17 protein-coding genes are annotated in these 16,250 nt (G+C 71.8%); 10 read left to right on the forward strand and 7 right to left on the reverse strand.

Features of this window, described 5'->3' with window-relative positions:
• The first annotated feature begins 14 nt into the window (after positions 1-14).
• From thrC to groL, 4 genes are all read left to right on the forward strand, one after another.
• Positions 15-1,307, forward strand: coding sequence for a threonine synthase (thrC, locus tag ACZ5XZ_RS13500; protein WP_468977323.1), 1,293 nt, complete (start codon positions 15-17; stop codon positions 1,305-1,307).
• 53 nt (positions 1,308-1,360) lie between these two features.
• Positions 1,361-1,639, forward strand: coding sequence for a MoaD/ThiS family protein (locus ACZ5XZ_RS13505; RefSeq protein WP_468977324.1), 279 nt, complete (start codon positions 1,361-1,363; stop codon positions 1,637-1,639).
• A 485-nt stretch (positions 1,640-2,124) separates the two neighbouring features.
• On the forward strand, positions 2,125-2,328 hold the full coding sequence (locus ACZ5XZ_RS13510; RefSeq protein ID WP_010035953.1) for a cold-shock protein: 204 nt from the start codon (positions 2,125-2,127) through the stop codon (positions 2,326-2,328).
• 456 nt (positions 2,329-2,784) lie between these two features.
• On the forward strand, positions 2,785-4,407 hold the full coding sequence (groL, locus tag ACZ5XZ_RS13515) for a chaperonin GroEL (protein WP_468977327.1): 1,623 nt from the start codon (positions 2,785-2,787) through the stop codon (positions 4,405-4,407).
• Between the two features lie 106 nt (positions 4,408-4,513).
• Here groL and ACZ5XZ_RS13520 read toward each other — a convergent pair whose 3' ends face one another.
• Both ACZ5XZ_RS13520 and ACZ5XZ_RS13525 read right to left on the reverse strand, forming a co-directional pair.
• On the reverse strand, positions 4,514-4,753 hold the full coding sequence (locus ACZ5XZ_RS13520; protein WP_468977329.1) for a hypothetical protein: 240 nt from the start codon (positions 4,751-4,753) through the stop codon (positions 4,514-4,516).
• Complete coding sequence (locus ACZ5XZ_RS13525; protein ID WP_468977331.1) at positions 4,750-5,193, reverse strand: hypothetical protein; 444 nt, start codon at positions 5,191-5,193, stop codon at positions 4,750-4,752. Before ACZ5XZ_RS13525 ends, ACZ5XZ_RS13520 begins: the two co-directional genes overlap by 4 nt.
• Before the next feature lie 338 nt (positions 5,194-5,531).
• Between ACZ5XZ_RS13525 and ACZ5XZ_RS13530 the strand changes: the two genes are divergently transcribed.
• Positions 5,532-5,978 (forward strand): hypothetical protein, encoded by a 447-nt coding sequence (locus tag ACZ5XZ_RS13530; RefSeq protein ID WP_468977333.1) that lies wholly within the window; start codon positions 5,532-5,534, stop codon positions 5,976-5,978.
• A 69-nt stretch (positions 5,979-6,047) separates the two neighbouring features.
• Here ACZ5XZ_RS13530 and ACZ5XZ_RS13535 read toward each other — a convergent pair whose 3' ends face one another.
• Positions 6,048-7,976, reverse strand: a complete 1,929-nt coding sequence (locus tag ACZ5XZ_RS13535; protein WP_468977335.1) for a sensor histidine kinase — start codon at positions 7,974-7,976, stop codon at positions 6,048-6,050.
• Positions 7,973-8,689, reverse strand: coding sequence for a response regulator transcription factor (locus tag ACZ5XZ_RS13540; RefSeq protein ID WP_468977337.1), 717 nt, complete (start codon positions 8,687-8,689; stop codon positions 7,973-7,975). Before ACZ5XZ_RS13540 ends, ACZ5XZ_RS13535 begins: the two co-directional genes overlap by 4 nt.
• 432 nt (positions 8,690-9,121) lie before the next feature.
• Here ACZ5XZ_RS13540 and ACZ5XZ_RS13545 point away from each other — a divergent pair, with 432 nt between their 5' ends.
• Both ACZ5XZ_RS13545 and ACZ5XZ_RS13550 read left to right on the forward strand, forming a co-directional pair.
• Positions 9,122-9,832, forward strand: a complete 711-nt coding sequence (locus tag ACZ5XZ_RS13545; RefSeq protein WP_468977339.1) for a DUF998 domain-containing protein — start codon at positions 9,122-9,124, stop codon at positions 9,830-9,832.
• A 100-nt stretch (positions 9,833-9,932) separates the two neighbouring features.
• Complete coding sequence (locus tag ACZ5XZ_RS13550) at positions 9,933-10,394, forward strand: hypothetical protein (RefSeq protein WP_468977342.1); 462 nt, start codon at positions 9,933-9,935, stop codon at positions 10,392-10,394.
• A 341-nt stretch (positions 10,395-10,735) separates the two neighbouring features.
• Here the strand turns inward: ACZ5XZ_RS13550 and ACZ5XZ_RS13555 are convergent, their stop codons facing one another.
• The 3 genes from ACZ5XZ_RS13555 to ACZ5XZ_RS13565 all read right to left on the reverse strand — a co-directional run bounded on the left by ACZ5XZ_RS13555 (position 10,736) and on the right by ACZ5XZ_RS13565 (position 14,625).
• Positions 10,736-12,508 carry a PTS transporter subunit EIIC gene (locus ACZ5XZ_RS13555; protein WP_468977343.1) on the reverse strand — a complete coding sequence of 591 codons (1,773 nt, stop codon included), beginning with the start codon at positions 12,506-12,508 and terminating at the stop codon, positions 10,736-10,738.
• Between the two features lie 176 nt (positions 12,509-12,684).
• On the reverse strand, positions 12,685-13,626 hold the full coding sequence (gene murQ, locus ACZ5XZ_RS13560; protein ID WP_468977345.1) for an N-acetylmuramic acid 6-phosphate etherase: 942 nt from the start codon (positions 13,624-13,626) through the stop codon (positions 12,685-12,687).
• A 48-nt stretch (positions 13,627-13,674) separates the two neighbouring features.
• The gene (locus ACZ5XZ_RS13565; RefSeq protein ID WP_468977347.1) at positions 13,675-14,625 is read right to left on the reverse strand and encodes a MurR/RpiR family transcriptional regulator; all 951 of its coding nucleotides are present in this window, start codon (positions 14,623-14,625) and stop codon (positions 13,675-13,677) included.
• Between the two features lie 142 nt (positions 14,626-14,767).
• Between ACZ5XZ_RS13565 and ACZ5XZ_RS13570 the strand changes: the two genes are divergently transcribed.
• The 3 genes from ACZ5XZ_RS13570 (at position 14,768) to ACZ5XZ_RS13580 (ending at position 16,224) form a co-directional block, all read left to right on the forward strand.
• Positions 14,768-15,130: a hypothetical protein gene (locus ACZ5XZ_RS13570; RefSeq protein WP_384425021.1), complete on the forward strand. Its 363-nt coding sequence runs from the start codon at positions 14,768-14,770 to the stop codon at positions 15,128-15,130.
• A 51-nt stretch (positions 15,131-15,181) separates the two neighbouring features.
• Positions 15,182-15,457 carry a DUF4031 domain-containing protein gene (locus ACZ5XZ_RS13575; RefSeq protein ID WP_468977349.1) on the forward strand — a complete coding sequence of 92 codons (276 nt, stop codon included), beginning with the start codon at positions 15,182-15,184 and terminating at the stop codon, positions 15,455-15,457.
• A gap of 221 nt (positions 15,458-15,678) precedes the next feature.
• Entirely contained in the window at positions 15,679-16,224 is a 546-nt protein-coding gene (locus tag ACZ5XZ_RS13580) for a pyridoxamine 5'-phosphate oxidase family protein (protein ID WP_468977350.1), read from the forward strand.
• The last annotated feature ends 26 nt before the right edge of the window (positions 16,225-16,250 follow it).

Consider the following 16,250-nt stretch of genomic DNA (forward strand, 5'->3'; position numbering starts at 1 on the left):
AGGGCCTCGCCTCCATGGCTGTGTACAGCACCGAAGTCACCGAAATCGCCCCCACCGTCGCTCTGGGGCCCGCCGTCGCCCTGTCCTGCCGCGAGTGCGGTGAGCGCTTCGACCTGAGCCCGCTCTTCGCCTGCGCGACCTGTTTCGGGCCGCTCGAAGTCGCCTACGACCTGCCGAGCGGCGACCCCGAGGCGCTGCGCAAGCAGATCGAGGCCGGTCCGGACAACATCTGGCGCTACGCTCCGCTGCTGCCCGTCCCCACCGATGTGGCGGACAAGCCGAATCTGAACCCCGGCTGCACCAAGCTCGTCAAGGCCGACCGGCTCGCCGCCGAGCTGGGTGTCACCGGCGCGCTCTACGTCAAGGACGACTCCGGCAACCCGACGCACTCCTTCAAGGACCGGGTCGTCGCGATCGCCGTCGAGGCCGCCCGCGCCTTCGGCTTCACGACGCTGTCCTGCTCCTCCACGGGCAACCTCGCCGGCGCGGTCGGCGCCGCGGCGCGCCGCGCGGGCTTCAAGTCCTGTGTGTTCATCCCGCACGACCTGGAGGCCGGCAAGGTCGTCATGGCCGCGGTCTACGGCGGTGACCTGGTCGGCATCGAGGGCAACTACGACGACGTCAACCGCTTCTGCTCGGAGCTCATCGGCGACCCGCTGGGCGAGGGCTGGGGCTTTGTCAACGTCAACCTCCGCCCCTATTACGGCGAGGGCTCCAAGACGCTGGCGTACGAGATCTGCGAGCAGCTGGGCTGGCGGCTCCCGGACCAGATCGTCATCCCCGTCGCGTCCGGCTCGCAGCTGACGAAGATCGACAAGGGGCTCAAGGAGCTGATCGCCCTCGGGCTGGTCGAGGACCGGCCGTACCGGATCTTCGGTGCCCAGGCGGAGGGCTGCTCGCCGGTGTCGACGGCCTTCAAGGCCGGGCACGACGTCGTGCGCCCGCAGAAGCCGAACACCATCGCCAAGTCGCTGGCGATCGGCAATCCGGCCGACGGGCCGTATGTGCTCGACATCGCGCGCCATACGGGCGGTGCGGTGGAGCACGTCGACGACGAGCAGGTCGTGGACGCGATCAAGCTGCTGGCGCGGACGGAGGGGATCTTCGCGGAGACCGCGGGCGGGGTGACCGTCGGCGTCACCAGGAAGCTGATCGAGGACGGTGTGCTCGACCCGTCCCTGACCACCGTCGTGCTCAACACGGGTGACGGCCTCAAGACGCTTGACGCCGTCGCGCCGACGTCCGGGCCCACGGCCACGATCCGCCCGAGCCTGGACGCGTTCCGAGAGGCCGGCCTGGCAGGCTGAGTCCCGAGCTCTACGAACCCGCACTCCCCAACCCTGTCCGGAAGGCAGAACCCATGAGCGTCAAGGTCCGCATCCCCACCATCCTCCGTACGTACACCGGTGGTGAGGCCGAGGTCACCGCCGAGGGCGCGACCCTCTCCGAGGTGATCGCCGACCTGGAGAAGAACCACGAGGGCATCGCGGCCCGTGTACTGGACGACGCCGGCAAGCTGCGTCGCTTCGTGAACGTCTACGTCAACGACGACGATGTGCGCTTCGAGCAGGGCCTGGAGACGCCGACGCCGGACGGTGCGGGCGTCTCCATCATCCCGGCGGTCGCCGGCGGCTGCTGAGGCCGCACGCGCCCGGTGGCCGTCGTCTCTCGCCCCGATCGGTCGAGGGGTGAGCGCTAATTTGCGCCATCTCTTCACCTGCTTGACCGGAATTGCCCCGTCCGTTGAAATCGGACGGGGCAATTCCGTTTAGTGAAAGGGGATACCATTGCGGTGATCCCCGTTCCGGATAACTCCGCGCACATGCCGAACGCATAGGAAACCGCGGAGAGTTGTGTGCAAAGTGTGTGCGGCATTTGTCGCTTACGTGCGTCTATGCCCGGCCCGACTTGCCCCGGAGAAACGGGATTTCATCGCATATTGCCGATTCTCCGGCGCCAGAATTCTCGTCCGATTGACCTGTTGCGCTGGGCATCGGTGCAGATACATTCAGCGGCGGTCGACGCGTTCCGGCGCACACCCCACGGGCCATTTCGCGGGGTGAGGTCTGACCCGGGTCCGCGGAGTGCGGTCCTGCGCAAGGGCCAGTAATAGGGGAGTTAGGCATGGCTCAGGGCACCGTCAAGTGGTTCAACGCGGAGAAGGGGTACGGCTTCATCGCGGTCGACGGTGGTGCGGATGTATTCGTCCACTACAGCGCGATTCAGATGGACGGCTACCGCACCCTTGAGGAGGGCCAGCGGGTCGAGTTCGAGATCTCGCAGGGCCAGAAGGGGCCGCAGGCGGACATGGTCAGGGTGAGCGCCTGAGGCGCGGGCCGACTGCAGCGTAGAGAAGGCCCGTACCCCGTCACGGGGTACGGGCCTTCTGCCTGCCCTCCCCGCGGCGGGACCTGAGCCCCCGTCGCCCGCGCCCGCCCCCCGTCTCGCCCGCGCCCGCCCTGTGCCGCTCGCTGCCGCGGGGCACCCCGGCGGCACCCCGACGACCGGCCGGCACCCGCCCGTCGCCCACCCCTCGCCCACCCCTCGCTCGCCCCTCGCCCACCCGCCGCCCCTGGGTGACCCCCTCCAGGTGGCTTGCACTCGCCCTGCCCGAGTGCTAATCATTGGCGTTAGCACTCTCCGAGTGAGAGTGACAGAACTTGGATCGGGCCGGTGAGGTCCGGACGCCGGGTGGGGCAAGGAACCACACGGCGCACGGACCGTCCGTCGCGGGCACGGGTGCCGATCCGGAGAAATCCACCCCGTCCGGGAGGACCACTTCACATGGCCAAGATCATCGCGTTCGACGAGGAGGCACGGCGCGGTCTCGAGCGCGGGATGAACCAGCTCGCCGACGCCGTCAAGGTCACCCTCGGCCCCAAGGGCCGCAACGTCGTCCTCGAGAAGAAGTGGGGCGCCCCCACGATCACCAACGATGGTGTCTCCATCGCCAAGGAGATCGAGCTCGAGGACCCGTACGAGAAGATCGGCGCCGAGCTGGTCAAGGAGGTCGCGAAGAAGACGGACGACGTCGCCGGTGACGGCACGACGACCGCGACCGTCCTGGCCCAGGCACTGGTCCGCGAGGGCCTGCGCAACGTCGCCGCCGGCGCCAACCCGATGGCCCTCAAGCGCGGCATCGAGAAGGCCGTCGAGGCCGTCTCCGCCGCCCTGCTGGAGCAGGCCAAGGACGTGGAGACCAAGGAGCAGATCGCCTCCACCGCCTCCATCTCCGCCGCCGACACCCAGATCGGCGAGCTGATCGCCGAGGCCATGGACAAGGTCGGCAAGGAAGGCGTCATCACCGTCGAGGAGTCCCAGACCTTCGGTCTGGAGCTGGAGCTCACCGAGGGTATGCGCTTCGACAAGGGCTACATCTCGGCGTACTTCGCCACCGACATGGAGCGTATGGAGGCGTCGCTCGACGACCCGTACATCCTGATCGTCAACTCCAAGATCGGCAACGTGAAGGACCTGCTGCCGCTCCTGGAGAAGGTCATGCAGTCCGGCAAGCCGCTGCTGATCATCGCCGAGGACGTCGAGGGCGAGGCCCTGTCGACCCTGGTCGTCAACAAGATCCGTGGCACCTTCAAGTCCGTCGCCGTCAAGGCTCCGGGCTTCGGTGACCGCCGCAAGGCCATGCTCGGCGACATCGCCATCCTCACCGGTGGCACCGTCATCTCCGAGGAGGTCGGCCTCAAGCTGGAGAACGCCGGTCTCGACCTGCTCGGCCGCGCCCGCAAGGTCGTCATCACCAAGGACGAGACCACCATCGTCGACGGTGCCGGCGACAGCGACCAGGTCCAGGGCCGCGTCAACCAGATCCGCGCCGAGATCGAGAACTCGGACAGCGACTACGACCGCGAGAAGCTGCAGGAGCGCCTGGCGAAGCTCGCCGGCGGTGTTGCGGTCATCAAGGCCGGTGCCGCGACCGAGGTCGAGCTCAAGGAGCGCAAGCACCGCATCGAGGACGCCGTTCGCAACGCGAAGGCGGCCGTCGAGGAGGGCATCGTCGCCGGCGGTGGCGTCGCCCTGCTGCAGGCCTCCCAGGTCTTCGAGAAGCTGGAGCTCGAAGGCGACGAGGCCACCGGTGCCGCCGCTGTGAAGCTGGCCCTGGAGGCCCCGCTGAAGCAGATCTCCGTCAACGCCGGCCTCGAGGGTGGCGTCGTCGTGGAGAAGGTGCGCAACCTGACCCCGGGTCACGGCCTGAACGCCGCGACCGGCGAGTACGTCGACCTGGTCGCCGAGGGCATCATCGACCCGGCCAAGGTCACCCGCTCCGCGCTGCAGAACGCCGCCTCCATCGCGGCGCTGTTCCTCACCACCGAGGCCGTCATCGCCGACAAGCCGGAGAAGGCCGCCGCGGCCGCTCCGGGCGGCATGCCGGGCGGTGACATGGACTTCTGATCCTCCGGATCGGAACGCTGATCCCTCCCGGATCACACGTCCGCACATACGTCGGGGCGGCACCCTCCTCCCAGGGGGTGCCGCCCCGACGGCGTTCACCGGCTCCTCACCGTACGTCCCCGGCCGCGTCGGCGTCGGCGTCGTCCGCCGCCTTCTCGGCGTCCCGGACCTTCTTGGTCATCTCCGCCGTCTCCGCCGTCTCCGCCGTCTCCGCCGTCTCCGCCGTTCCCGCGGAGTCCCCCGAGGACGCCCGGCCGGAGTCCCGCGCACAGCCGGTGGCCGCCAGGGCCGCTACCGCCACCGCCGCCGTCAGCAGCAGCGCGATCCGCCGGGAGGACCGCCTCACGAGCCGCTGCCGCCCTTGGCGTCGCCCTTCTTCGCGCACCAGGCCGCAACGGCCTTGAGGTCGCGGAGCTCGCGGGTGAGGGTCGGCTTCAGCTCCTTGCGGTGGGTGAGCCGGTCCTGGAGGAACGTGGCCACCTCGTCGTGGTTCCTGGCGTGGGCCCGCTTCACCCGCACCTCCATCCGCGCGATCGAACCCCTGGTGTCCGCGTCGCCGTTGAGCCGGTCGAGCGCCCTGGTGATGCGCTTTTCCAGCCGGGGCACCCGCGCACACATGCCCTTGCCCTCGCCCTTGCTCTCGCCTTTGCCGCCGGGCTGCGAGGCCGTCGCCGCGGGGGCCGGGCCGTCGTCCGCCGCGTTCGCCGGCCCGGCCGTGGCCAGCAGGGAACCGGTGAGAGCGAATGCGGCCAGAACTCCTGCCACGGCGCTCTTGGGACGCTGCATGGTGGTGCTCCCTTCCAGGAACGAATGGGTCTGTACGAGTGGTCGGCCCCGGCCGCATCCGTCCTCACGTCGCGGGGAGGCGGAGCGGCCGGCCGTGCCGCAGACCGTAGGGGCCTTCTTTGTGGGGATCTTGTGACCCGGGGCGGTGTGCGTCGCCAGGGGCCCGGAGGGCGTTCGGCGTTCGGCGGACACAAGGAATCCACAAGGAGCGTCCCTACGCTCCGGGGCAGTTGAGCGTCAGCGCCCGCGCCGCGCCAGCGGCTGCAGCGGCGACAGCGGCAGCGTACGCATCGAGCCGTCGAACCCCGGGAGACACAGTGGACCGCGGTGGTTTCCTCATGACTGACGAACCCTCCCCTAGGGGCTCCGCCACCCTCACCGCCCTCGGGCCCCGTGCCCTGCGGTTGCCCCTGAGCGGCTGGCGGCTGCGCCTCGCGCGCGGCGCCGAGGGCCGCCCGGCGCTGGAGGTGCACAACGCGGCCGGACTGATCGACGTGTCCGTCGTGAGCCAGCTGTGCTTCTCCCCGCTCAGGGGCGGCCGGCACAGTGGCCGGGCGGCGACGCGCTGGTCCCTGGCGTGGGGGCAGCTGCCGCCCGGTGCCGACGTCGTCGAGGTGTCCTTCCGCGGGTGGCGGCGCGGCCGGACCGTCCAGGCGCTCACGCTCGCCGACGCGTTCTGGGTCGCCGAGGTCGGCGGGCGGTTCCGCGCGGTGACGTGCTCCGCGGGCGCGACCCGGATGACGACGCGGGTGGTCAAGGAGCCCCGGCCCCAAGAGGGGTGGTGACCGGCTCAGCCCCTGGGCGGCAGCGCGGAGTCCGGTGCGGAATGCCCTACGGGCCCGGCGCCGAATTCCCTACGGCCCCGGTGCGGATTCCCGTACGGTCCCCGGTGCGGAACCTCCTACGGGTCCCGGTGCGGAATCCCCTACGGGCCCCAGTGCCGAATGCCCTACCGGCCCCGGTGCGGATCCCCGTACGGACCCTGACGTGGGCTCCGGTGCGAACCCCTCCGCCGGGATCTCGCTCAACCAGGTGCGGCGCGGTGGCAGTTGCAGGGTGCGGGTGTCGGCCTCCACGTCGACGGGCCGCGGCAGCCGCACCTCGAACCGGGCGCCGGCCCCCGCGCGCCGGTCCATGACCTCCACGGTGCCGCGGTGCAGGGCGACCTGCTGGGCCACCAGGGTCAGCCCCAGCCCCGAGCCGGGGCTGCCCGTACGCCGGTGGAACCGCTGGAAGACCTGCCGGCGCTCCGCCGGCGCGATGCCCGGACCCTCGTCGTCCACGGTGAGCACGGCGACCGGTTCCACCGGCGTGCCGCCCGGCCGCAGCACCACCTCGACCCGTGCCGCCACGCCCGGCCGGCTCCCGTGGACCACCGCGTTGCGCAGCAGGTTCTCGACCGCCATCCGCAACCCCGGCTCCCAGGCGCTCAGCCTCAGCCCGGGGGCGGCGCGCAGCGTCAGCCGGGCGCCGGGATGGTGCCGCCGCACCTCGTGCACCGCCACGGCGACCAGCTCAGAGAGGTCCACGGGACCGAAGGCGTCGGCCCCCACCAGGTCGCCCTGGGCGAGTGCCCGGAGCGCGATCAGTGTGCTCATCAGCCGCCGCTGCCCGGCGTGCAGGTCGTCCAGGACCTCCGCCCGGTCGGCCGGGTCGAGATCCGGGTGGTCGGTGAGGACGTCGAGATTGGTCTGCATGCCCATCAGCGGGGTGCGCAGTTCGTGTGAGGCGGTCGCGGAGAAGGCCCGCGCGGTGGCCAGGGCCTCCTGGGTCCGCGCCGCCTGCTCGTCGTACCGGGCCAGGACGGTCCGCAGGGTGCGGGCCAGGTCGTCCACCTCGGTGATCCGCGACGGGGCGTGCTCCAGGCGGGCCGCGCTGGTGCCAAGGTCCAGGCCACCGGCCCGGTGCTGGAGGCGGCGCAGCGGCCGGGTGGCGCGTTCGGCGATGGCCCAGGAGAGCAGCCCGGTCAGCGGCGCGGTGATCAACGCCACCACCAGGATGCGCTGCTGCACGGCGTCGACCTCGGTGGTCCCGGCCGACCCGCGGGAGAACACCCACAGCACGCCGTGTGGGGCGGACCGCGCGCTCGCGCCGCGCACCTCCACCGACAGGGCGCGCCAGGCGTGCCCGCGGGCCCGTACGGTCACCGGGTCGGGCGCGGCGGCCGGCAGCGGTGCGCCGGCGTCCGGCCGGGGACCGGCCTCGGCCACCACCCGGTACGACGGCCGCACGAGCGGGGTTGTGCCCTGCCTGTGGCTGTGGTTGGCCGCGTCCGGTCCGCGTGGGGTCGTCCCCGGCCCGTGGGTGGTGGTGCCCTGCCCGCGTGGGCTCGTCCCCGGCCCGTGCGTGGTGGCGTCCTGTCCGCGTGTGGTGGCGTCCGTGCCGGTGCTCTTCGTGCCGCCGCCTTCGCCGCCGCCTTCGGTACCGCCGCGCTTTCCTCCTCCGCTCCCGGACGCCGTCGGCCCGTCCGCGGCCGATCCGTCCGCTGTCGACCCATCCGCGGCCGATCCGTCCGCGGCCGCGAGGAGCCGCACCCCCACGTCGAGGCCCGCGTCGAGCAGTCGCCGCTCCTGGTTCGCCGCCTGCCGCAGCCGTCCGCCCGCCTCGGTCCGCAGCAGCCCCCTGGCCATCGGCAGCAGCACCGCGGCCCGCTCCCGCAGATGGGCGTCCTGCTCGGCGTGCACGTCATGGGTGACCAGGCGCAGCAGCAGCGCCCCCGAGCCCAGGACCAGCAGGGGCATGGCGATGCCCATGGCCAGGGCAATCCGGGTGGAGAGCCTCATCGCGCGGCCTCCGGTGCCGATCCGGACGCCCGCAGTACGAAGCCGACCCCGCGGACCGTGTGCACCAGGCGCGGCCGGCCCCCGGCCTCCGTCTTGCGGCGCAGATAGCTGACGAAGGTGTCGACGGCGTCGGTGCGTACGTCGAAGTCGTAGCCCCACACCCGGTCCAGAAGCTGGTCGCGGGTGAGCACCACGCCCGCGTTGCGGGCCAGGACCTCCAGCAGCTCGAACTCCCGCCGGGTGAGCCGCACCTTTGCACCCCCGTACGTCACCTCGCGCGCGGCCGTGTCGAGGATGAGGTCACCGACCCGCACCGCGTCCCTGCCGACGGGCGGGCGGCGGCGCAACAGGGCCTGCAGCCGGAGCACCAACTCCTTGAGCGCGAACGGCTTGACGAGGTAGTCGTCAGCCCCGGCCTGCAGGCCCGCGACCCGGTCCTCGAGCTCGTCCAAGGCGGAGAGCATCAGCACCGGCACCTCGTCCCCGTCGGCCCGCAGTGTGCGGCAGACGTCGGTGCCGCTGATCCCCGGCAGGGACACGTCCAGGACCACCACGTCCGGGGGCCGCTCCGTCAGCTCCGCGAGAGCGGTCGGTCCGTCCTCGGCGAGCGCGACGGCGAAACCGTTCAGCCGCAGGCCGCGCCCGAGGGACCGCAGGATCATCGCGTCGTCGTCGACGACCAGGACTCGGTCGAGGCGCTTGGCCGCGCACATTCCAGGCTCCGCTCTCGTCTCATCGGGCGGCTGAGCCGCTTCATCGGGTGGCTGAGCCGTTCACCGGGTGGCTGACCGTTCATCGGGTGGCTGAGCCGTTCATCGGGTGGCTGGCTCAGCCGCTCGCTCCACAGTTGTTGCAGCACCATCGGCCGTCCGGCCCCTGGATCACCGGGCCACCGCATCGTGTGCAGTTCACTGCTGACGCCGTTCTGGGTCGACGCCGTTCTGGTCCACCGCCCCCTCCACCGACGGCACGCCGTGCAAGGTAGCCGCACCAGGAAGGTAGGCGGCAATCTTGTGGGTTCTCTGTGGCGCCCCCGGCAACAAACCTCCGACCCCCGGGCGCGGTCGCGCGCACCACTCCGGACGGGGCTCCCGACCACCCGCCGGCTGCCGTGATTACCTGGTGCGGTGACTCCACTGCGAACGGTGACCGCGTCGGAAGCCGCACAGGACACGCGTCCGGCCCGTCCGGCCCGGCGAACGGCGCGCCTGAGCGCCCTGCCGTTCGCCGTGTCCGCCGTGCTCTACAACGGCTGGCTCCTGGAGTTCGCGCTGGCGACCGGGCTGGACCCGCGCCACTCCTACGTCAGCGAGCTGTACGCCGCCGACCAGCCCTTCCGCCCGCTCTTCGCCGGCATCGAGAGCGTCTGCGCCGTACTCGTCGTCGTGGGCGCGCTGCTGGCGTACGGCGCTGCGCACGACGGCTGGGCGCGGTGCGGCTGGCTGGCGCTCCTCGGATTCGGGATGTCCTCCGTCGCCGATGTCCTGCTGCCGATGCGCTGCGCGCCCTCGGTGGAGCCGGCCTGCGCGGCCGTGCACCCGGGCCACACCCTCACCAGCGCACTGGCCCACTTCTTCGTGTTCGCCTCCATGGCGCTGCTCAGCCGGGCCGCCGTGACGGCGCGGCCCCGCCTGCACCTGGTCGGACGCTGGGGCCCGCGTGTTCTGGCGCTGGCCCTGCCGGCCGCGGTGTGCACGGTCGGGCCGCTCTTCGGCCGGCCCGGCTGGCACGGCGTCTCGCAGCGGGCGCATCTGGTGCTGGTGGGGGTGTGGTTCGCCCTGCTGGCCGTGGAGCTGGCCAGGGCGCCCCGGCGGCCGTCCCTCTGTGACGTCCCTCGTGTGACGTCAATCGTGTGACGGTACGTCACCCGCGGCGGGCAAAGGCGGGCGGAGCTGCGCCGCGGGATTGACCGAAGCTGGCGTTGCCCGTCGGGGAGCGGCGTACGCTGCTGCGACGATGACCGAGTTTGTCGAAGAAGTCCGTTCCCGTGTCGTGCGGCTGCTGAGGATGGCCAACACCACGGACGATCGGCTGCGCAAGCAGATCGTCGCCTACGCCGACGCGACGCCGGAACCACCGATCATGGGGTCGCTGGGAATCGGTACGACCGGCTGTCCGCTGTGCCGGCGGACCATGTGGCAGCAGCGGGACAGCGAAGGGCCGGTCTGGGTCTGCGCGTTCTGCGGCCATGTCGAGGGCGTGACGGTGCGCTGCCCGCACTGCGAGGTGGCGATGCGGCCGCCCGCCCGGGGCTGGACGGATCGGTGGTCGTGCCCCGAGTGCCCCCGGGTCGCGGCGACGGGCGAGAGCGCCCAGGAGATCGAATCCCGTGAACGGGGGCGGCAGAGGGCACTTGGCCTCCTCGATCACGCCCTGACCCTGCGCGAGCCGAAACGCGAGGCGGGGGGCGGGCGCTGAGGGCCCCGGGGGCTTGCCGGGGTCCCGGGGTTGGACGGGATCGGTGGTCGTACCCCGACTGCCCCGGGCGGGGGGGGAGAAACCTCGGGGTCTGCCGTGGTCCCGGGCGGAGGGCGGAGGGCGGAGGGCGGAGGGCGGAGGAACGCCGGCTGATCCTGGAGTTGTCTCGGGGCAGAGGGGGCGGGGGCTGGGTCCTGGCGTGGCCTCGAGTGCGCTGGTGTGGAGGGGTTGCCGGTCCTCCCTGACGTGGCCTCAGGTGCGGACGGGGCTCATGTGTCTCATGTCCCGCCCGCCGTCGCCTCGGAGGTGGAGGGCGCGCTCTCAAGATGGAGGGCGCGCCCTCAGATGCCTGCCTCGGCCGGGGTGCCCGCTTCCCGCTCCGTGTTCAGGTCCGTCCGCAGCTGCTTGCTGATGCCGAAGAAGTAGGTGGCGAGGAAGCCGGTGACATAGCCGACGGCGAGGCCCAGGGCGTAGATGACGACCGTGGTGGCGAGGCCCTGGTTGCCCTTGACCAGGGGGAACAAGGCCCAGCCGGAGGGGCCGATGGCGGTGGCGCCGACCGTGTCGCCGAGTTGGTGGAACAGGCCGATGAAGCCGCCGCCGAACGCGCCGCCGATGCCCGCCGTGATGAAGGGACGGCCCAGCGGCAGTGAGACGCCGTAGATCAGCGGCTCGCCGACGCCCAGGAAGCCCGCGGGGAGGGCGGACTTGATGGTCGTGCGGATCGAGCGGTTGCCCGGGAGGCGGAGGTAGACGGCGAGGGCGGCGCCGACCTGGCCCGCGCCGGCCATGGCGAGGATCGGGAGCAGGGTCGTGTAGCCCTGCTGCTGGATGAGGGTGGTGTGCAGGGGGATCAAGGCCTGGTGGAGGCCCAGCATGACGAGGGGGAGGAAGAGGCCGCCGAGGACGAAGCCGGCGAGCGCTCCGCCGTGGGCGAGCAGCCAGTTGGCGAGAGTCCCGACGGCGGTGGAGACCTCGCCCGCCGCGTACATCAGGCCGAAGAGCGTGACCAGGCCGGTGATCAGGACCGTAAGGGTGGGGGTGACGAGGACGTCGAGCGCTTCGGGGACTGCTTTGCGGCAGGCCTTCTCCACCTGGACGGCGAGCAGCGCCGCGGCCAGCGCGCCGAGTACGCCGCCCTGGCCCGGGGAGAGCTGCCGGCCGAACGCGGTGAGGTGCGCGACGCCGGGGAAGACCGTGATGGCGGCGACGGCGCCGCCGAGGACGGGCGTACCGCCGAACTCCTTGGCGGTGTTGAAGCCGACGAAGACGGCGATCAGTGACAGGAAACCGGAGGCGATGGCGGCGAGGGCGGGGACGACGGACGGCAGCCAGCCGAGGTTGGCGAGCAGCCCGTTGATGCCGGCGACGATGCCGCAGCCGATGAGCGCCGGGATCAGCGGGACGAAGATGTTCGCGATCCGGCGGAGGAAGAGCTTGACCGGGGTGGCGTTTCTGGCCTTCTGACGGGCTTTGATGGCGGCGCCTTGGGCGGCGAGTTGCTCTGCGGTGGCGGTGGCGGTGGCGGCGGTGGTGGGGGCAGGGGTGGTGGTGGGCTGTTGCGGGGTGTCCGCCGTATGGGTTGTTGTGGTGGGTGGGGCGGGTGGCGTGGGTGGGCTGGGCGGTGGCTGGGCCTGGAGGGTCTCCTTCTTGTGCGTCTTGCTGGGCGTCTGCTTTCTCGTCTTCGCCGTGGGTGGCTTGTTCCTGTTCGCGTCGCTGTTTGCCTTGGTGGCCTCCTTCTTATTGCGGCAACGATTACGGAGAGTAATTGGTTCCTTGCAGATTGGTTCCTTTGGTTCCTGGTGGGGGGTGGTTTCCCGTGGGGTTTGGTGGGGTGGTGGGGTGGTTGCCGTGCGGGATTGGTCCACCAGGCGTTCGAGTTCGGGGGTGACGCGGGCGACCGTTCCGGGGCCCAGCACGATCTGGTAGGTGTCGTCCTCGACCACGCCCATGACGGCCGGTAGTGCCTTGAGGGCCTCGTCCTGGACTCGTGTGCGGTCCTGGATGCCGAGTCGGAGCCGGGTCATGCAGTGGGCGATGGAGGTGAGGTTCTCGGCGCCGCCGACGAGGGGGAGGATCGCGGCGGCGGTGGCGCGGCGCTTGGGTTCGGGCATGTGGGGTGCCTTGCTGTGGGGAACACCGGTGCTGTGGGTGGTGGGCGTTGCGGGTGGTGTGAGGGCTGAGGGTGATGTGAGGGCGCACCGTGTGTACGCCGGGTGCGCGCCGGGTGTGTGGGGTGGCGGCAGGCGGCAGGCGGCAGGCGGTGTGGGGGGCAGCGCCTGTCGGGTGGTCAGTGGTTTTGGGCTGCTTCGAGGGCTGCTCGGAGATGGCCGTCGGAGGCGTCGAGGAGGCGGGCGGCGGTCGGTCCGTCGACGTTGCCGAGGAGGGTGAGGACGGCGTTCTTCACCTCGCCGCCGGTGTTGCTGAGGGCCTTCTCGATCTCCGGGTCCGTGGCGCCGGTGGCGAGTGCGACGATGCGCCGCGAGCGGGCCCGCAGCTTGTCGTTGGAGGCGCGGACGTCGACCATCAGATTCCCGTAGGTCTTGCCGAGGCGGATCATGGTGATGGTCGAGAGCATGTTGAGCACGAGCTTTTGCGCGGTGCCCGCCTTGAGGCGGGTGGAGCCGGTCAGCAGCTCGGGGCCGACCACTATTTCGATGCCGTGATCGGCGGCCGCGGCCAGGGCCGAACCGGCGTTGCAGGACAGGCCGATGGTCAGTGCGCCGAGGGCGCGGGCGTGCTCGACGGCGCCGATCGCGTACGGCGTGCGGCCGGAGGCCGAGATGCCGACGACGGTGTCGAGCTCGGTCAGGCCGGTCGCGGTCAGGTCCCCGGCCGCGAGTTCCTTGCTGTCCTCGGCGCCCTCGACGGCGGTGAGCAGCGCGGACGGGCCGCCCGCGATGAGGCCGAGGACCTCGGACGGGTCGGTGTTGAAGGTCGGGGGGCATTCGCTGGCGTCCAGCACCCCGAGGCGGCCGGCGGTGCCGGCGCCGGCGTAGATCAGGCGTCCGCCGCGGGCCATCCGGGCGGCCGTGGCGTCGATCGCGGCGGCGATCTCGGGGAGGCGTGCGGCGACGGCGGCGGGGACGGTGGCGTCCTCGTCGTTCATCGTGCGGGCGATGTCGAGGGTGGGGCGGCGGTCGATGTCGGCCAGGTCGGGGCGGAAGGCCTCGGTGGTCAGGGTGTCGAGCTGGGCCCGTAGGCCGGTGTGGTGGTCGGCGGTGGAGGTCATGGGCTTGACGGCTCTTTCCAGCGGCGGGCGGCGGGCGGGGGGCGGGGGTCAGTGCCGGTTGTTGCGGGGGGAGTGGCGGTGGGCCAGGGCCTCGTAGGACGCCGAGAGGGCGGGCGCGGCGGTCTCGTAGGTGCGTTGGGCCACTCCTATGAACAGGCAGTCCACGACGAGTAGTTGGCTGGTCCTGGAGGACATCGCGGCGGGGCGGAGTTCGCTTTCGCGGGCCGTGGAGGTGGTCAGGATGTGGTCGGCGTAGGCGGCGATCTCGCCGTCGGGGCGGCCGGTGAGGGCGATGGTCGTGGCGCCGTGGTCGAAGGCGACGCGGAGGGGCTCTATGACGTCGGTGGTGCGGCCGGAGTGGGTGATGGCGACGGCGACGTCGCCGGTGCGCATCTGCACGGCGTTGGTGACGGCGAGGTGCGGGTCCGCATGGGCGTGGGCGATCAGGCCGATGCGCAGGAGCTTTTGTGCCAGGTCCTGGCCGACGAGATGGGAGGCGCCGACGCCGTAGACGTCGATGCGGCGGGCTGCGCAGAGCGCGGCGACGGCCGCTTCGAGCTGGGTGACGTCCAGTCCGGCCGCGGTGTCGGCCAGGCACTGCTGCTCTTCCTGTGCCAGCTTCGCGACGACGTCGACGAGGGAGTCGTCGACCGCTATGTCGGCGGTCACGGCGGGTGCGCCGCCGGCCGCCTGCTGCGCGGCGAGCGCGGCGAGCGCGAGGCGCAGGTCGCGGTAGCCCGGGTAGCCCAGCAGGCGGGAGGTGCGTACGACGGTGGCTTCGCTGGTGCCGGTGCGTTCGGCCAGGCCGGTGACGGTGAGCGCGGCGCAGCCGGCCGGGTCGCTCGCGACGGTCTCGGCGACCCGCTGCATGGAGCGGGTCATCGTCGGGGCGAGCGTGCGGACCTTGGCGGCGAGTGCCGCGGGGGCGGGTGGGGTCGGGGCCGGGCGGGTGTCGGCCGGCGCTTCCTTGAAAGATTCCTTCTTGAAAGTTTCCTTCACGCTGCTACTCACCCTTGAAAAGTAATTTCATCCGCTCCTCGCGTCAATACCCTCCGTGAGGGCTGTGGATAGCGGTCATGACCCGCGGCGGGGCTGTGGACAACGCCGGGCGCCGGTCCGTGGTCGGGAGACAATGGGGGGCATGGAGCTGGAACAGGCATTGCATGCCGCGCGGGCGCTGGTGCTCGCCGACCTGATGGCGGACGAGGTGGCCGACGCCGACATCGTCTCGCTCGTGGAGGACGCGGTCGTTCACCGCCGGTGGTGGGTGGAGCAATGGCCTGAAGGCGCGGAATTCGTCGCGGGACTGATAGCGCAGGACGTCCAGGACGCCCTCCTGGAGCGGTACGGCCGTTGGCCGCTATGCCCGGTGTGCACGGAGTCGGGCGATCCCCATGCCCTCGATGTCGAACCGGAGTTGGGGCCCGACCCGCACTGGGTCTGTCCCAAGACGGCGGTCGCGGTGGCCAGGGTCGGCCGGCTGCGCGCCCAGGCGGAAGGCTGAGGTGGCTGCCCGTGCGCGGGACTGACAGCGTGATCCGGCCGGAGGGGTGACGTGGCGGTCTATATCGACCGGCCCATCTGGCCGGGGCACGGTCGTATGTGGTCGCATCTGGTCAGTGACGAGTCCTTCGACGAGTTGCACGCCTTCGCCGCGCGCCTCGGTGTGCCCCGGCGGGCGTTCGAGCGTGATCACTACGACCTGCCGGCGGAGCGCTATGACGACGCGGTGCGGGCCGGAGCGGTCCAGGTCGGCAGCAAGGAGCTGCTGCGCCGGTTGACGGCCGCGGGCCTGCGCCGGCCCAAGCGCCGGCCGCCGCCGGAGCCGTAAGGCGCCGCTTCGTACCCGCAAGGCCGCCAAGGCCTCTCCGTACCCGCGAGGCCCGCGAGGCCCCTCTCCGTACCGGTGCGGTCGCCCGCACGGCCCGCACCCGTACGGCCGCTGCGGTGCGTCGCAGCGGCGGGCGGATGCCGCCTCCCCGCACGATGGGCCCTGGCCGTGCGCCGTGCCGAGCGCACCGCACCGACAGCGGCGTACCGAGAGGGGAAGCGATGTCAGTCAGCGCACCGGGCAGAGAACCGGTCACCGAGCTCGATCCGGCCTACAGCAGCCAGGACGCCCATGCGACCGCATGGTCCGCGGCCGTCGGCGGCATGTCCGAGGCGGAGATCTTCTGGCTGGCGACCGTCCGGCCCGACGGCCGTCCCCATGTCACCCCGCTGCTCGCCGTCTGGGCCGACGACGCCCTGCACTTCACCACCGGCCCCGGCGAACGCAAGGCCAAGAACCTCGCGGCCAACCCGCACTGTGCGCTGACCACCTCCACCGCCGGCGGAAACGACCTGCATGTGGGCCTCGATGTGGTCGTCGAGGGCGATGCGGAGCGCGTCGAGGACGAGTCGACGCTGCGCCGCCTGGCGGAGCTGTACGTCGAGAAGTACGGCAGCGACTGGCAGTTCGACGTCCGCGACGGGGCGTTCGACCACCGGGGCGGACGCGCCGTCGTCTTCCGCGTCGAGCCCCGCCGGGCCTTCGGCTTCGGGCGGGGCGAGGCGGAGTTCAGCCAGACGCGGTGGACGTTCGACGGCGGGGGGTGAACGAAGGGGCGCGGCGGGCCGGGCGG

This window comes from Streptomyces sp. NPDC033270 (genome assembly GCF_055576575.1).

Bases quoted from the DNA above. Each gene is read 5' to 3' on its own strand.
- thrC (WP_468977323.1), top strand. From the start codon at position 15: ATGGCTGTGTACAGCACCGAAGTCACCGAAATCGCCCCCACCGTCGCT.
- ACZ5XZ_RS13505 (WP_468977324.1), top strand. From the start codon at position 1,361: ATGAGCGTCAAGGTCCGCATCCCCACCATCCTCCGTACGTACACCGGT.
- ACZ5XZ_RS13510 (WP_010035953.1), top strand. From the start codon at position 2,125: ATGGCTCAGGGCACCGTCAAGTGGTTCAACGCGGAGAAGGGGTACGGC.
- groL (WP_468977327.1), top strand. From the start codon at position 2,785: ATGGCCAAGATCATCGCGTTCGACGAGGAGGCACGGCGCGGTCTCGAG.
- ACZ5XZ_RS13525 (WP_468977331.1), bottom strand. From the start codon at position 5,193: ATGCAGCGTCCCAAGAGCGCCGTGGCAGGAGTTCTGGCCGCATTCGCT.
- ACZ5XZ_RS13530 (WP_468977333.1), top strand. From the start codon at position 5,532: ATGACTGACGAACCCTCCCCTAGGGGCTCCGCCACCCTCACCGCCCTC.
- ACZ5XZ_RS13535 (WP_468977335.1), bottom strand. From the start codon at position 7,976: ATGAGGCTCTCCACCCGGATTGCCCTGGCCATGGGCATCGCCATGCCC.
- ACZ5XZ_RS13540 (WP_468977337.1), bottom strand. From the start codon at position 8,689: ATGTGCGCGGCCAAGCGCCTCGACCGAGTCCTGGTCGTCGACGACGAC.
- ACZ5XZ_RS13550 (WP_468977342.1), top strand. From the start codon at position 9,933: ATGACCGAGTTTGTCGAAGAAGTCCGTTCCCGTGTCGTGCGGCTGCTG.
- ACZ5XZ_RS13555 (WP_468977343.1), bottom strand. From the start codon at position 12,508: ATGCCCGAACCCAAGCGCCGCGCCACCGCCGCCGCGATCCTCCCCCTC.
- murQ (WP_468977345.1), bottom strand. From the start codon at position 13,626: ATGACCTCCACCGCCGACCACCACACCGGCCTACGGGCCCAGCTCGAC.
- ACZ5XZ_RS13570 (WP_384425021.1), top strand. From the start codon at position 14,768: ATGGAGCTGGAACAGGCATTGCATGCCGCGCGGGCGCTGGTGCTCGCC.
- ACZ5XZ_RS13580 (WP_468977350.1), top strand. From the start codon at position 15,679: ATGTCAGTCAGCGCACCGGGCAGAGAACCGGTCACCGAGCTCGATCCG.